Source organism: Pseudoalteromonas sp. MMG007 (assembly GCF_018100985.1).
GTDB lineage: Bacteria > Pseudomonadota > Gammaproteobacteria > Enterobacterales > Alteromonadaceae > Pseudoalteromonas.
The window spans coordinates 274,855-288,775 of the sequence record NZ_JAGJEI010000003.1 but is presented as its reverse complement, the minus strand read 5'-3'; the positions used below and the strand labels follow the sequence as shown (position 1 = coordinate 288,775).

The following is a 13,921-nucleotide window of genomic DNA, read 5'->3' as shown; positions in this document are numbered from 1 at the left end:
AGTTATCAACATGTTTTTCCAGCCTCAAAATAGATCACTTAATTAAGCGAATTGGTATAATAAAAACCTTTAAATTCTATTAGAATAAGCACAAATAAAAATAGCGAGCCTTGGCTCGCTATTTTTGTATTAGCCTTTGCGTTGGCTGAGGTATTAACCTTCTAATTGAAAGTCGTACACTGAGCCTAAGTTAAGCAGCTGGGTTAGTTCATCTAGTGCTTGGTAGCTTTCGGTAAGTAGGGCTGAGTCGGCAAAGTCGCTTGCACCTAGCTTATCGCGGTAGTTACGCTTTGCCCAGTCACAAAGCTGAGTGTATTTAGTATCGGTTAAAATAACCTCAGGGTTTACCGCAGCAAGTTCTTGCTCGTTAAGAGCTACACGTAAACGTAGGCAGGCAGGGCCGCCGCCATTTTGCATACTTTGGCGTAGGTCAAAAAACTGCACTTGGTTTACTGGGTTATCCGCTAAAATCATTTCTTCAATGTAGGCGTTTACTGCGTTATTACGTTGGCACTCTTGTGGCGCTACTAATAGCATTGAGCCATCATCTAGGCTTACTAATTGGCTATTAAATAAGTAACTGCTTACTGCATCGCTAATGCTTACTTTATCGGTAGGTACTTCAATTATGTATAGCTGCTTGCTGCCGGTGTAGGCATCGCGAATTTCTTGCAGGGCATCTTGTTGGTTTAAAAATGCTTGCTGGTGGCAAAGCAATACGTTTGCGTTACCTACTGCAATTACATCGTTATGAAACACGCCTTGATCTATAACATCTGGGTTTTGCTGCAGTAAAATTTGGCTCGATTCTTTTAAATTATGTAATCGGCAAATGGCTTCTGAGGCTTCTAGTGTTTGCCTTGCAGGGAACTTAGCCGGTTTTGGTAGTTGGCTGTTAAAGGCACTTGCGCCAAATACAAACATTTCTAGCCCTTGCTCGCCGTGGCTATCGCAAAGTCGGGTATGGTTAGCCGCGCCTTCGTCGCCAAAAAAGCCCTGATCGGGTAAATGCGTGTGGTGCGCAAAGTAGCTATCGTTATTAAACATAGCTTTTAGTAAGCGGGTAGTGGTAGCAGGCTCGAGTGAGCGATGAAACTTATTATTTAAATTAGCTGAGGTAAAATGCACTTTGCCATCGAGGGTATCTGGCGAGGGTGACACAGTAGCGGCATTGGCAGTCCACATTGCTGAGGCCGAATAACACGCGCGCAATAAAATAGGGTCGGCTTTAAATGCTTTATGAATAACTTGCGAGTCGTTACCGGTAAAACCTAAGCGACGTAGTACGTTTAAATCGGGGCGTGCATGGGGGGCAAACACACCTTGTGTTAGGCCTTTGTCGTGCATGGCTTTCATTTTTTCAAGGCCCTGTAACACAGCTTCTTGAGGGTTTGAAAAACTTGCCGCATTATTTAACGAGGCAACATTACCATACGATAAACCCGCATAGTTGTGAGTAGGGCCAACTAAGCCATCAAAATTTACTTCTAAGGCGTGCATACACGTTCCAATCATATTGTTTTTAGTAACTTAACAATACAATGCAATGGCCGCGCTTGCAAAGCCTATAAATACGAAATTTATCGGCTGTAAACTCGCTCTTTGTCGCACGTTGTATGGGTATTGCTCGGATCGTTTACCTGCCATACGCTAATGTCTAAACGCCATAGTAGGTAAAGGGTGTGGTATAGGTTAGCCATGGTATTTTCCTTGAAAGTTTCACTGAACACATATTTACTTTGAAAGAATTATGCCAACTGTTAATTGAATATTTTATGAATACAAATCAGATATTTATTAATACACTAAAAATAACGTTTGAGCGCTTAGCACCATTTTGGAGTTAAAGGGCTTAAAAGTTGCACCAAAAAGCCACGCAGCGGGTGCGTGGCTTATGTTTTATACGCTGTATTTAGCGCCCTACTTTACCTTTTACTAATGGGTCGAACGACAGCACACTAAATTTTCCTTGGCTGGCATTTTTACCTTCATTTAATACTGGCGAGCGATGTAGCTCATCGACGGTAAAATATATTTTATGATCGGCGCCATAACTAAAGCCATCTGGCCAGCTCAAGCGAGCGTCTTTAAATAATACCTGGTATTTACCGCTTGGTTTTACTACGCCAATTGCGCCATTAGTTATGTCGGTAACATACACATTGCCGCCGCCATCAACAATAATGCCATCTGAAATGGGTTTAGTGCCGTAACGCGTTACTTTACTCTCAAGGGCGCTTGCGCTCAGGCTTTTATTGTTAATATCGCTTGTGGCAATACGGTAAATCGACGTGCCCGACATAGCGCCAAAGTAAAGCCACTGTTCGCTCGGATCGAGGGTGATTGGGTTTACGCCTAAACGGGCTGGTTGGCCGCCTAGTTTCATGGTGCGCCCTTCAATGACCATGTCGATGTTTTCGGCTGTGGTGTATGGGCTATTTTGTAATACTCTGCGCGCCTCACCTGTTTTTAAATTTACGGTAATAATAGCGGCTTGGCTGCCTTGTGCGGTATCGGCAATGTATACAACACCGTGTTTATTATCGATGACTAAATCATTTAAAAAAGAGGTGTCGGTAATGGTGGGTTTAGCTAAGTAAATTATTTTATGCAGCTGCTCTTTGTTGGTATCCCAACCGACTAAACGCCCAGCATGATCAGGGCCTGATGTATCAAGCATCCATAACACGCCATCGGCTGATACATTTATGCCAAGTACATCGTAAAAGCCTTTGCCGTTTTTATACGCGTATGCCCATTCTTCATTAGGGTAGGGCTTGGTGGTGCCATCGCTTAATAGCTCCATAATTTTTTGTTTTTGGCCGTAAAAACCATGTACCGATAAAAACTTACGACCTGATGGCGTAATAGCAATATTCCCTGGTGGGTGCTGGGCGTCGAATGTGGCGACTGTGTTTAAATTGGTGTTAGTATTTTGGGTATTCGCAAACACACTGCTGCTTAAAAACGCGGTGCTACAGGCTGCTGCTAAAAGTATTTTTTTAATCTGATTCATGTTTAAAAGCCTTCTAAAACAAGTTTACCGCGTGAGGTGTGCGATTCTAAAATTTGGTGCGCTTTATATAAATTAGCGGCGTTTATTGGGCCTAAATTTTGCCCAAGCGTGGTTTTAAGTGTACCTGAGTCTATCAGCTCGCTAATTTCATTAAGTAAGGTGTGCTGCGCTGTTATATCGGCTGTAGTAAATAGTGAGCGGGTAAACATAAACTCCCAATGCACCGATATACACTTACGCTTAAATTTTAAAATATCGAACGATGCAGGGTCGTCTATTAGCGCAAATTTACCTTGGGGTTTAATGCATTCCACTATTTGGTCTTGGTATTGGTCGGTATGGGTTAAGCCAATAACGTAGTCAAACTCAGCTAAACCCAGTTCTTTGCGCTGCTCGTTTAAGTTTTTAGAATGATCGAGCACATGATTGGCTCCTAACTCTTTAAGCCAGGTTACGCTTTGCTCGCGTGATGCCGTACCTACTACGTTTAGCCCAGTAAGCTGCTTAGCAAGCTGTACTAAAATAGAGCCAACGCCACCAGCGGCGCCAATAACTAAAATAGATTGCTGAGTATTTTGCTTATTTTTAGGCACTTGCAGGCGATCAAACAGCATTTCGTAGGCGGTAATGCTGGTTAGTGGCAGCGCTGCGGCTTGTGCGTCGGTTAATGTTTTAGGTGCGCGCCCTACAATACGTTCATCAACTAATTGAAATTGCGCATTACTGCCTTGGCGCGACAAATCGCCAGCGTAAAATACGCGATCCCCCACATTAAATAACGATACCGACTCACCAACGGCTTTTACAATACCTACGCCGTCCCAGCCTAATACCTTGTAGCCTTGCTCTGGCGCTACATTGGCACGTATTTTTGTATCTACAGGGTTTACAGAAATAGCTTTTACTTCAATAAGTAGGTCGTGTCCGGTAGCGGTTGGAGTATCAAGTTCAATTGCTTGTATAGAGCTTGCTGTAAGCGTTTTAGTGTTTTTGGTGTAGCCAAATGCTTTCATGTGGGTTCCTGATGATTTGAAGTACTTTTTAATATGTGAACACTATAGCTCAGTTGAAAAATATAAAAAGACATGAAAAACTAAAGCACTTTCAAATTTTAATTGAAAATATGCGATCATTTAACGATATTCAAACTTTTATAGATGTAGCCAGTTGCGCCAGTATTTCTGAAGCCGCAAGGCAAAACGCACAAACTCCAGCGGCGGTAAGTGCGGCTATTAAGCGCCTAGAAAAAGACTTAGGAAACGTGCTGTTTATTCGCTCTACCCGCAGTTTACGCTTAAGTGTGGCAGGGGAGCAGTTTTTAAGTTACGCCAAAGACTCTCTTTCGCTTATTCAACAAGGTGTAGCCGCAGTACAAACTGCAGTAGGCGAAGTAACAGGGACACTGCAGGTATCGGCCCCGTGCGATTTAGGGCGTAATAAATTAAGTGAATGGCTTAATGAGTTTTTAGCGCAATATCCGCATGTAAAACTTAAACTGCACTTAAGTGACGAAGTAAGCGACATTTATAGCCAGTCGATTGATATTGCACTGCGCTTTGGCGTACCAAAAGATTCGCAATTAATTGCAGCGCCGCTTTTTTTAAATAATGCGCGTATTTTAGTGGCCTCTCCTGAATATGTCGCGAACAATGGATTGCTTACACATCCCCTTAACTTAACGCAGCACACTACCATTACGTTTATGCGCTTTGGCGAAGTGTTTAAAGAGTGGCGATTTTATAAAAATGGCGCGGTACAAAAAGTGCAGCTAAATTGCCAACACATAGTAAACGATGGCGAAATGGTTAGGCGCTGGGCGCTAGAGGGCAAAGGCATTGCGTATAAGTCGTACCTAGATGTCATTGATAATTTAGCAAGCGGGGAGCTCGTTCATTTATGCCCTGACTGGCAAAGCGATCCGCTACCGCTTTATATGATGTACGCCGACCGGCGCCAAATGACCCCAGTGATCACGGCATTTAGGGCGTTTATTCAACAAAAAATAACCGCGTTAGTTGGCTAACTCATCGTCGCTTTTAGTATTTAAATCGTTTACCACTAAATCAAGCAGCTGCATAAGCTGTTTAGCTTGCGTAGAGTCTACACTTTCAAACTTACATAATATATTTTTTGGAATTTCAGTGGCTTCGTTTTTAAGGGCTTGCCCACTTTGGGTAAGCTGAATTAGGCGTTTACGCTTATCGTGTTCGTCTTTAATAACAGCTAGCAGAGATTTTTCGGTCATTTTTTTGAGTATTTGGGTCATAGCGCCGCCGTCAATAGCGGTTTTATTTATTAGCTGCGCTATGGTTACTTCATCTTGCTCCCACAGCGCCATCATTACTACATACTGCGGATACGTTAAATTAAGTGCAGCTAAAGGCTCACGGTAAGCGCGGGCAATGCTATTTGATGCCATATATAACCTATGACACAGCTGATTTTTTAATTTTAATTGCTCAAACGACATACTCAACTCCTAACGCGTTAATACCTTAAACTCAAAAAACATTTTAATTTGCATGCAAAGTATTTGCAATCTCTAATTACTTGATCTATTATTTTGCATGCAAACTAAATTGATTGGTAAACTTTGGAGTTCACTATGAATGTATTACAAAACGTTGCTTACACAGCAAAAGCAACTGCAACAGGTGGCCGTGAAGGTGTAGCTAAATCTGACGATGGCCGTTTAGATGTAAACCTATCAACCCCAAAAGGGCTAGGTGGCGACGATGGGCAAGGCACAAACCCAGAGCAGTTATTTGCAGCAGGTTACGCAGCGTGTTTTATTGGCGCACTAAAATTTGTAGCCGGTAGCGAAGAAATTGATTTACCAAGTGATACGCACATTAATTCTGAAGTATCTATTGGCGCGATTGAAGGCGGTTTTGGTATCGCAGTAAAATTAGCTGTATCACTAGGTGATATGGATAAAGCGGCAGCGCAAGAGCTTGTAAATAAAGCACACCAAGTATGTCCATACTCAAACGCTACACGCGGTAACATTGAAGTAGAGCTTTCGGTTATTTAAGTAAACTAATTAGTAAGGGCGTGTTGATTTTTGATGGTTGAATTTGCAGCAGTGTGTTTGGTTTTTAGGTAAGGCGGAGCCTATGAAGTGTGGTACTCCCCATAAATAGGCGATAACGAAGCATAAATGCCAAACATGCGCTGCCCTTCGGGTTCTGTCTAGGGGCGATAAACTCTTTGTTACTCGGTTTTTACTTAGCCCACTAGGTTACAAACCTCGCGCCGCGATTTAATCGCCCCTAGATTGAACAAATTTCAATCCGCAAAGATCAACACGCCCTAATGCTTTAATAGCCCAGTGGTTTTGCCACTGGGTTTTTTTGTGTGCTGAAATTTAGCAAAGTTCATATTAATTAAACCCTTCTAAAAAATATACGGAAAATCGTATATTCACTATTTCATATATTATCGTTTTGTTTTATTGTATGCACACTAACTAAACGAGGATGCTATGGAACAACTCAATCCACTTCAATTTTACAAATGTTTAGCCGACGATACGCGCTTAAAAGCCATGTTATTAATTAGCCATGAGCAAGAGCTATGTGTGTGTGAACTTGTTGCCGCGCTTGAGCTTAGCCAACCTAAAGTGTCGCGCCATTTAGCGCAACTTAGGCAATTTGGCTTATTAAGCGACCGCAAGCAAAATCAATGGGTGTACTACAGCATTAATAAAGCCCTGCCAGAGTGGGCTATTAGCGTTTTAACACAAACACGAAAAGAAAATTCTGCGTTTTATAACGATGATTTAAATCGACTCAATGCAATGGGTAATCGCCCAGAGCGTGCAGCAAGCTGCTGTTAATTAAGCATATTGGCTTAACTTTACTAAAGGTATTTATTATGACAATTAAAGTAGGTATTAACGGCTTTGGCCGCATGGGACGTTTAACGCTGCGCGCAGCATTAGAATGGCCAGAAGTAGAATTTATTAAAGTAAACGATGTTGCAGGCGATGCTAAAACACATGCCCATTTATTAGAGTTTGACTCAGTACACGGGCGTTTAGCCCACAGCGTTACAGCAAACGAAAATAGCTTTAGTGTGGGTAAACACACTATTGCTGTTACCATTAACGACACCAATTGGTCTGATTGCGATGTAGTAATAGAAGCCAGCGGTAAAATGAAAACCACTGAGCTGTTAAATCAATATTTAGCACAAGGTATTAAGCGCGTTGTGGTAACCGCACCAGTAAAAGAAGACGGCATTTTAAATGTGGTTATGGGTGTTAACGATGATTTATATAACCCAGATGAGCACAAAATTGTGACAGCGGCGTCGTGTACGACTAACTGTTTAGCGCCAATTGTAAAAGTACTACAAGAAAAAGTAGGCATTAAGCACGGCTCAATGACCACTATTCACGATATTACCAATACCCAAACTATTATTGATGCGCCCCATAAAGACTTACGCCGTGCCCGTTCGTGCGGGTCAAGTTTAATACCGACCACAACAGGTAGTGCAACAGCCATTACGCATATATTCCCTGAGCTAAAAGGTAAGTTAAATGGCCATGCCGTGCGCGTACCTTTAACTAACGCATCCATTACTGACTGTGTATTTGAGCTTAAGCGTGGTGTAACTGCAGCTGAGGTTAACGAATGGTTTGCTCAGGCGTCTAAAAACGAGCTTGCAGGTGTATTAGGTTACGAAGAAAAACCGCTTGTATCGATTGATTACAAAACCGATCCACGCAGTAGCATTATTGATGCGCTTTCTACCATGGTTATTAATAATACCCAGCTTAAATTATACGCTTGGTACGATAACGAATGGGGTTACGCTAATCGTACCGCCGAGCTTATGCTCAAAGTTGCTAAAAGTGACTTGGTTTAACCACTTGTAAGGTTTTAAGGGCGTAAACCATGTTTGAGCAACTTGCTAATTTACCTACAGCAATAAAACAGTATTTAATTATAACCGGTAATTACTGGGCATTTACCTTAACCGATGGCGCACTGCGTATGCTGGTGGTGCTGCATTTTCATCAGTTAGGGTATGGTGCGTTGGCTATTGCCATGCTGTTTTTGTTTTACGAAATTTTTGGTGTGATCACCAATTTAGTGGGCGGTTGGCTTGGGGCTCATTTAGGCCTTAATAAAACCATGAACTTTGGCTTGGCGCTGCAAATAATGGCGCTTGCCATGTTATGCGCGCCAAGTGAGTGGCTTACAGTGGCTTATGTTATGGCGGCGCAAGCGCTTAGCGGTATAGCCAAAGATTTAAATAAAATGAGTGCCAAAAGCGCCATTAAACATTTAGTGCCCGAGGGCGAAAGCGGCCAAGGCCAGCTTTATAAATGGGTGGCTATTTTAACGGGCTCTAAAAATGCGCTAAAAGGGGTCGGCTTCTTTTTAGGTGGGTTACTCCTTACGGTATTGGGATTTGTTGGGGCTTTAAAAGCACTTATTGTACTACTTACTATTGCGTGGATGATTAGCGTTGTATTTTTAAAAGGCGACATGGGCAAGGCTAAAAATAAGCCCAAGTTTAAAGAGCTATTTTCTAAATCTCGTGCAATAAATTTATTAAGTGCAGCACGGTTATGCTTGTTTGCCGCGCGTGACGTGTGGTTTGTAGTGGCTTTACCTATTTATTTAGCCCAGCAGTTTAACTGGAACTTTTGGTGGGTTAGTGGCTTTATGGCACTTTGGGTGATTGGCTATGGTGGCGTGCAATCGCAAGCGCCACGTATTACAGGCACCAGTAATTCAAACGTTGATACTGTTAAACATGCCTATTTATGGGTATTGCTGTTAAGTGGTGTAACAGCACTTTTAGCACTACTCATGCAATTTGATGTTGCTGTGCATGTCACCTTGATTATAGGTTTACTTATATTTGGCGGTATATTTGCAGTTAACTCATCAGTACATAGTTATTTAATTGTCAGCTTTGCTAAAAGCGATGGTGTATCGCTTGATGTTGGCTTTTATTATATGGCCAATGCAATGGGGCGTTTACTGGGCACCGTGCTTTCGGGGTGGGTGTTTCAGGTTTATGGTTTTGTAGCGTGTTTATGGGTGAGTGTAATTTTGCTTATTTTGGCCTCTATAGCCACTGCTTTTTTAGCCAGTAATAAAAGTTAAACGTTTGTATTAGTTTTTTATTAGTGTAACGATTTTAATAGCTTCATTTTTAAGATCTACTAAACTGTACCCGTAGTTTTAATTAAAGGGTAATTTAAGTGCAAGAAATCTCGTTAGCAAAAAAGTTATTGTGGATAACCGTAGGTAGTACATTTTTAACAGTGCTGGTTCTCTCTGGCGTATTGTGGTGGCAAATGTCATCAAACAGTGAAGCGCTCGCAAAAGAATCTGAAGATTATATAGTGGCTGAGGTTGAGCAAAAGCTTAATGCAAATGCTGCTGCCTACGGTGAAAAAATAGCTGGTTTTATAAATGAAGCTTACCGAGTGCCTAATTCTTTAGCCGCATTGCTTGGTGATGCAGCTAAAACTCAAACTCTAAATCGCGATACTGTGGTGAACATTAATCGCTCTATTTTAGAGAAGAATCAATTTTTATCGTCTATTTATTCGCAGTTTGAAGCTAACGCATTTGATGGACAAGACGCGCAATTTACACAAGGTTTTAAACATTCTGTTAATGGCGATGGCACGTTAGAGGTGTATATAACGCGCGACCAAAACGGCAATATTGAGCAACAAAAAGTAGCTAACGCTGCCGATAAATACCTAACCTCTTTAAACGAGTTTGGTATTCGCGAAGCCCATTGGTACCTATGCGCAAAAGATACACTTAAGCCATGTATTATGGAGCCGTACCTTTATGAAATCCCCTCTGGCGATTCTGTTATGCTTACTTCATTAACAGTGCCAATTATTAAATCAGGCCGCTTTATTGGTTTAGCGGGTGTTGATTTAACACTACCAACTTTTCAGGGCCTTACAGAGCAGCTTTCTAGTGAGTTATATAACGGTAAAGCCAAGGTTACGTTGTTAAGTGATATGGGATTAATTGTAGGTAGTAGCCACTATAAATCTAAATTAGGCCGTCCGTTTAAAGAAGCTGTTAGCAGCAATACTTATAGCGAACTTGCTAATATTAAAGGTCAAAACAAGTTAATAAAAACAGCGGATGAATACTTAGTTAATTACCCTATAAATATTAAACTTGCTAACACTCATTGGAGCTTACTTATTGAAGTGCCAACTAACCTAGCACTCGAGGGGCCTAACGCGTTAGCTAAAAATATGAGTGACTCGGCAAATCAGCTAGGTTTAGTTATTCTAATAACGGGCGGTGTGATAGCTATAATTGCCTTTATTGTTATGAAAATAGTAGTAGGTAGCGTGGTTGCACCGCTTGAGCAAATTCAACAACGTGTTGATAATCTTGCCAGCTCTGAAGGTGATTTAACGCATACGCTGCACGTCGATACGCATGCTGAACTTATTGCCCTTGCTTGTGGCTTTAATGCATTTTTAGCTAAGTTAAGAGGCTTAATTGCTGAGCTAAAAGGTGTTTCAGCACAAACTAAGCATCAAGGTGAAATAGCGCAACATATAGCCATTGATACTAAACAAAACGTACAATCGCAATTTCAAGAAATTGAAAGCGTAGTAACCGCCATGAACGAAATGAGCGCAACCGCACTTGAAGTTGCTAGAGCCTCAGAGCAATCAGCTCAACAAGCGGATGAAATAAATGGTTTAGTGGTAAGTAGTGAAACGAGCTTATCGTCGGCTATGAGCCAAGTTAAAACCATGTCTGAAGAAATAAAAGAAGCTAACCAAGCGGTTGAAAAAGTAGCGTCGCGCAGTAAAGATATTACTCAAATATTAGATGTGATCAGAACCATTTCTGAGCAAACAAACTTACTTGCACTTAACGCTGCCATTGAAGCTGCGCGAGCCGGCGAACATGGTCGAGGCTTTGCTGTGGTTGCAGATGAAGTACGAGCCCTTGCTTCTAAAACACGTTCATCTACCGATGATATTAGCCAACTTATTGATAGCTTATTGTTAGAGGTAGGTAATGCATCTACTGTAATTGAAAAAGGCGTAGTACGCGCTGAAAGTGCAGTAGACGAAACCTCAGTTGCTTTTGAAGCGCTGCATAGTGTTGTAATAAAAGTAGATGAAATTACGAATCAAATTACGCACATTGCCACCGCAGCCGAGGAGCAAAGCTTAGTAACCGAAGAGATAAACCGTAACCTAACGCTTATATCAGATGCGGCAGCACAATTAGCTGATTTATCTACTCAGGCGGGCGATAGTAGTGAAGCGCTTAATGCATTGGTAGCGCAGCAAGATAGCGAGCTAAATAAACTTAAAACGTAAGTAAAGATCGACACTACCTGATAAAAAAGCGGCTAATTCAGTGTGAATTAGCCGCTTTTTTTGTTGAGACTTTTTGTAGTGAGTAATTTGAAGCTTATAGCTTTTTGATCAAATCAAACATTTGATTGATCATCGGCTGCGCTAATTGTTCTACACCTGGGCGATTGAAATAGCCACGCAGACCAGTAAATTGCACCTGAAAGAACTGCGCATATTCAAGTGCCGTAAGGTTGCTACTCAGCTCATTATTTTTAATAGCTTGAGCAAACAAGGTTGTTAGGTAAGCTTCAAATTTTGCCGATAAGTCTAAACTCAGCTCATATAACGAGGCATCTTTTTCTGCAAATTCACTGTTTGCTTTTACCAACATACAAATAGCACTTGGGCTACAGTCTTTGGTTTTAATTATTACGTTTTCGACAAATGCACGCAAACCACCTACAACGGAATCAGAATTTGCTAAAAACCCGTCAATTTGGCTTTTCATTTGTACGGTGTAGTCTTTTAAAGACTCGCTGTATAGGCCTTCTTTAGAGCCAAACGCCGCATAAATACTGCCAGGGCGCATATTAATCGCTTCTTGTAAATCGCGGGTTGAGGTAGCTGTAAACCCCTTTTCCCAAAACAATTGGCTTGCAACGCGAATTACATTCTCGCGTTCAAATTTAACTTTGTTAGCCATTTTAATCTCAACTATTTTGAACGTATGCTCAATTTTAACTTGAACAGTCGCTCAAAATCAAATAGTATGTGTCTCGAAGTTATTTAACCTGAACTCTGGTTAAGAGATTTACTAACATATTTCTTCATGATGATATTAAAGGTTATTTTCTCTAGCCAGAGGTTTTTAGTGAAAACAAGGCGAATCTACGCGTCAATAGCTAGCCTATTGCAAGTAAATTCAACGCAGTTATCGCTGAAAATAGCTGTTAGAGATAGATTTATTATCCAGAGTTCAGGTTACTCAAACACATTAATTTATTGGAGCAGAACATGGCAGAATTTACGTTATATACTCAAGACAACGCACCTGAAGAATCAAAATCGCTTATGGCTGATTCAGTAGCAGCATTTGGCATGGTGCCTAATCTTCACGCAGTAATGGCAGAGGCGCCTACGTTACTTAAAGGCTACCAAGTACTGCATGAGCTATTTCAAAAAACTTCGTTTAACGCAGAAGAGCTAACGGTTGTATGGCAAACAATTAACGTTGAGCACGAGTGTCATTACTGTGTACCAGCGCACAGCGCAATTGCCGCTTCAATGAAAGTTGACCAAGGTATTGTAGATGCACTGGTAAACAAAACACCACTTGCAGATGAAAAACTTGAAACACTACGCGAAACAACGCTTGCAATGACACGCGATCGCGGCGTAATTAGCGACGAGCAAATTGAGAAGTTTTTTGCAGCAGGTTACGCTAAGCAACAACTACTAGAAATTATTGTTGGTTTATCGCAAAAAGTAATGAGCAATTACACAAACCACCTTGCTGATACACCAGTTGACGAACCATTTAAAAAGTTTGCTAAATAATACCAATTTAATAAATAACAAAGGCAGCCTAGGCTGCCTTTTTGTATTTTAAATACAACGCTATTTAAATTTAACGGCTTTTGAACTGCGAGTATAAATACGCTGCTCGGGTTTAGTCCATTCACCCTTTTTTAAATAAGAGGTAGAGACTACAAATTTACCCTCTTTAAAATCACTCATCGATTTAACTTTAGTTATACCTTCTTTACTGCCAGTGACTTCTTCATACGCCACAAACTGAGTTGGGCTCAAAACTTTGATAGTGCCTTTTGTATAAAAACCAGCGGTAGTAAAATAGTAAAAAACCAATGACTCTTTTTTACTGTCGTAAAAAATCATCGACTCTCCGCCGTATTCGCCTTCGTTAATAGAGTGCTTGGTATGAATAGCTTTACCATTTAATGCGCGCTCCCATATACCAATATCTTGTATAGGCTTTTCACCCTTAGGCACTTCAAAATCAGCTTGCCAAGCACCTAAATAGGGTTTGAAAACGGCAAGCTCTTTATCAAGATTGGTGGGTGTATCGGATGCATAGCTGTTGAATGTGAATAAGCATAATGCTAAGAATAGCGCTTTAAAATATGTCATAATTTGGCTCTTATTATTTTTTGTTAAACAACTTTTAGTATAGGCGATTATTAATTGATAAAGAAAATATTAATCACTCTTTCATTACTTTTATTAGCAGCTATTTGGTTAGCATATTTTTTTCAATACTTGCCTCTTTATGTACCAATATACTTACCAACTTACGTCAGTGTATTGAGCGTTATTACTTTTGCTATGTACGCATGGGATAAGCGACAAGCAAAACAGTCAGCATATAAAAAAGTAAACCGCACGAGCGAGCGAACACTGCAGTTATTATCATTATTCGGCGGCTGGCCCGGCGCACTTATTGCACAGCAATGGCTTAGGCATAAATCTCAAAAACAGCGTTTTATAGTGGTATTGTGGATGTGTATTATTATAAATATTACGGGCGTATTTTCGATATTGTACTGGTAGATTAAAAATTT

At 40.9% G+C, this 13,921-nt stretch carries 14 protein-coding genes; 8 read left to right on the top strand and 6 right to left on the bottom strand.

Annotated features, from left to right (window positions below; genetic code table 11):
- Positions 1-153: 153 nt before the first annotated feature.
- From astB to J8L71_RS06820, 3 genes are all read right to left on the bottom strand, one after another.
- A complete protein-coding gene (gene astB, locus J8L71_RS06830; protein ID WP_210999886.1) occupies positions 154-1,500 on the bottom strand; it encodes an N-succinylarginine dihydrolase in 1,347 nt (448 codons plus the stop codon).
- 412 nt (positions 1,501-1,912) lie between these two features.
- Positions 1,913-3,016 carry an L-dopachrome tautomerase-related protein gene (locus J8L71_RS06825; protein ID WP_210999885.1) on the bottom strand — a complete coding sequence of 368 codons (1,104 nt, stop codon included), beginning with the start codon at positions 3,014-3,016 and terminating at the stop codon, positions 1,913-1,915.
- A gap of 2 nt (positions 3,017-3,018) precedes the next feature.
- Positions 3,019-4,029, bottom strand: a complete 1,011-nt coding sequence (locus J8L71_RS06820; protein ID WP_210999884.1) for a zinc-binding alcohol dehydrogenase family protein — start codon at positions 4,027-4,029, stop codon at positions 3,019-3,021.
- 110 nt (positions 4,030-4,139) lie between these two features.
- On the opposite strand from J8L71_RS06820, the gene J8L71_RS06815 reads away from it, so the two are divergent.
- Positions 4,140-5,039, top strand: a complete 900-nt coding sequence (locus tag J8L71_RS06815; RefSeq protein WP_247655222.1) for a LysR family transcriptional regulator — start codon at positions 4,140-4,142, stop codon at positions 5,037-5,039.
- On the opposite strand, the gene J8L71_RS06810 is transcribed toward J8L71_RS06815, so the two are convergent.
- On the bottom strand, positions 5,028-5,486 hold the full coding sequence (locus J8L71_RS06810) for a MarR family transcriptional regulator (RefSeq protein ID WP_210999883.1): 459 nt from the start codon (positions 5,484-5,486) through the stop codon (positions 5,028-5,030). The two genes, J8L71_RS06815 and J8L71_RS06810, sit on opposite strands and share 12 nt — an antisense overlap.
- Positions 5,487-5,621: 135 nt before the next feature.
- Between J8L71_RS06810 and J8L71_RS06805 the strand changes: the two genes are divergently transcribed.
- The 5 genes from J8L71_RS06805 to J8L71_RS06785 all read left to right on the top strand — a co-directional run bounded on the left by J8L71_RS06805 (position 5,622) and on the right by J8L71_RS06785 (position 11,363).
- Entirely contained in the window at positions 5,622-6,050 is a 429-nt protein-coding gene (locus J8L71_RS06805; RefSeq protein ID WP_210999882.1) for an organic hydroperoxide resistance protein, read from the top strand.
- A gap of 450 nt (positions 6,051-6,500) precedes the next feature.
- Positions 6,501-6,854: a metalloregulator ArsR/SmtB family transcription factor gene (locus J8L71_RS06800; protein WP_210999881.1), complete on the top strand. Its 354-nt coding sequence runs from the start codon at positions 6,501-6,503 to the stop codon at positions 6,852-6,854.
- Positions 6,855-6,892: 38 nt separating this feature from the next.
- Positions 6,893-7,891 (top strand): ArsJ-associated glyceraldehyde-3-phosphate dehydrogenase, encoded by a 999-nt coding sequence (locus J8L71_RS06795; RefSeq protein WP_210999880.1) that lies wholly within the window; start codon positions 6,893-6,895, stop codon positions 7,889-7,891.
- A 29-nt stretch (positions 7,892-7,920) separates the two neighbouring features.
- Positions 7,921-9,144, top strand: coding sequence for an organoarsenical effux MFS transporter ArsJ (arsJ, locus tag J8L71_RS06790; RefSeq protein ID WP_210999879.1), 1,224 nt, complete (start codon positions 7,921-7,923; stop codon positions 9,142-9,144).
- Between the two features lie 98 nt (positions 9,145-9,242).
- Entirely contained in the window at positions 9,243-11,363 is a 2,121-nt protein-coding gene (locus J8L71_RS06785; protein WP_210999878.1) for a methyl-accepting chemotaxis protein, read from the top strand.
- A 94-nt stretch (positions 11,364-11,457) separates the two neighbouring features.
- On the opposite strand, the gene J8L71_RS06780 is transcribed toward J8L71_RS06785, so the two are convergent.
- The gene (locus J8L71_RS06780; RefSeq protein ID WP_210999877.1) at positions 11,458-12,045 is read right to left on the bottom strand and encodes a TetR/AcrR family transcriptional regulator; all 588 of its coding nucleotides are present in this window, start codon (positions 12,043-12,045) and stop codon (positions 11,458-11,460) included.
- Between the two features lie 311 nt (positions 12,046-12,356).
- Between J8L71_RS06780 and J8L71_RS06775 the strand changes: the two genes are divergently transcribed.
- Positions 12,357-12,899, top strand: a complete 543-nt coding sequence (locus J8L71_RS06775; protein WP_210999876.1) for a carboxymuconolactone decarboxylase family protein — start codon at positions 12,357-12,359, stop codon at positions 12,897-12,899.
- 60 nt (positions 12,900-12,959) lie between these two features.
- Here J8L71_RS06775 and J8L71_RS06770 read toward each other — a convergent pair whose 3' ends face one another.
- A complete protein-coding gene (locus tag J8L71_RS06770) occupies positions 12,960-13,490 on the bottom strand; it encodes a hypothetical protein (RefSeq protein WP_210999875.1) in 531 nt (176 codons plus the stop codon).
- 54 nt (positions 13,491-13,544) lie between these two features.
- Between J8L71_RS06770 and J8L71_RS06765 the strand changes: the two genes are divergently transcribed.
- Complete coding sequence (locus tag J8L71_RS06765) at positions 13,545-13,910, top strand: DUF1294 domain-containing protein (protein WP_210999874.1); 366 nt, start codon at positions 13,545-13,547, stop codon at positions 13,908-13,910.
- Positions 13,911-13,921 lie beyond the last annotated feature (11 nt).